At 66.1% G+C, this 1,364-nt stretch carries 1 protein-coding gene; it reads right to left on the bottom strand.

Annotation, left to right across the window (positions count from 1 at the left end; translation table 11 throughout):
* Positions 1-15: 15 nt before the first annotated feature.
* Positions 16-1,311 (bottom strand): cytochrome c, encoded by a 1,296-nt coding sequence (locus tag FJ980_RS31890; RefSeq protein WP_246676664.1) that lies wholly within the window; start codon positions 1,309-1,311, stop codon positions 16-18.
* Between the last annotated feature and the right edge of the window lie 53 nt (positions 1,312-1,364).

Raw genomic sequence — 1,364 nt, 5'->3', positions numbered from 1 at the left:
TGACGTTGAGATTGATCATCTGTCCTTCGCTCCTACATTGTCCGGGCCGCGCTCGATGCCGTCCGAGGGCCGAACGCTGCCCCGGTAGTTTCCCCTCCTCGTCTCGGCGATCCTGGCCGCCGCATCCTGCCAGGCCGGCTTGCCGGCAAAGGCATCGCGCAGATAGGCCAGCAGGTCATTCACCTGGTCGTCCTTCAGCGTCGCTGCGAATCCCGGCATGATGGCGCTCGGGCGTCCACCCGCCGCCGGCAGGCCGAACAGCACGGTGTTGATGACGTTCTGCGGATCTGGCGCGTTGACCGCGCTCGACAGATGGAAATTGATACCGCCAAAAGGCGGCGGACGGCCGCCGTCGTGGCAGGTGGCGCATGCGGCCTGGTAGATGACGGCTCCACGCGCCGCCGGCGTATCGGCGGATGTCGGCACCACGGCGGCGGTGGACGCCGGGTCGGCCGCGGCGCGGCCGCGGATAGCCTGCGCGGCTGCCGTCCGTTCGGCGGATGGTTCGCCCATGAGCGACATGACGTAAGTGGCCATGGCGTCGATGTCGGCATCGGGAAGCCGGCCGAGATTGCCCGTCACTTCGCCCATCGGGCCATTGGCGACGCCGTGGTCGGCATGCCAGCCTTGCCTGAGATAGGCAAACAGGCTGTCATGCGTCCACGGTATCGGCGCCGGTGAAGTGCCCTCGAGCGCAAAGGCCGTCCAGCCTTCGGCCTCGCCGCCGGCCATGTGCGACCCCTTCTCTTCCGCGCCGAACCGATTACGCGGCGTGTGGCAGGCGCCGCAATGACCGAGCCCATCGACCAGATAGGCGCCGCGGTTCCACTGCGTGCTTTGCGACGCATCGTTTTGATAGGCGCCCCTGTCGAAGAACAGCAGCTTCCAGCCGGCCAGCACCAGGCGCATATCGAGCGGGAAAGGCAACTCGTTCGGAGGCGGCGGGTTGTTCACCGGCTGGCGCGTCATCAGATAGGCGTAGAGCGCGCGGTTGTCCTCATCGGAGACACGCGTGAAATGATCGAATGGGAAGGCCGGGTAGAGATGCCTGCCCTCGCGGTCGACGCCTTCGCGCATGGCGCGGTTGAAGGCTGCCTGCGACCAGCGGCCTATGCCGGTCTGTGGATCTGGCGTGATGTTGGTCGAATAGATGGTGCCGAACGGCGTCGGCACGGCGAGCCCGCCGGCATAGGACTTTTCACCGGGCCTGGTGTGGCAGGAGGTGCAATTGCCGACCGAGGCCAGCACAGCGCCTTTCTCGATCAACGCCGGGTCGAACGACGATCGTTGAGGCGGCTCGACAGGATCGATTGCCGGCTTCCAGGCATAGGCGAAAAATCCGGCGCCGCAGACAATGACGATTG

Source organism: Mesorhizobium sp. B1-1-5 (assembly GCF_006443065.1).
GTDB lineage: Bacteria > Pseudomonadota > Alphaproteobacteria > Rhizobiales > Rhizobiaceae > Mesorhizobium.
The sequence above is the reverse complement of the archived record's forward strand: the minus strand, read 5'-3'. Positions and strand labels throughout refer to the sequence as shown.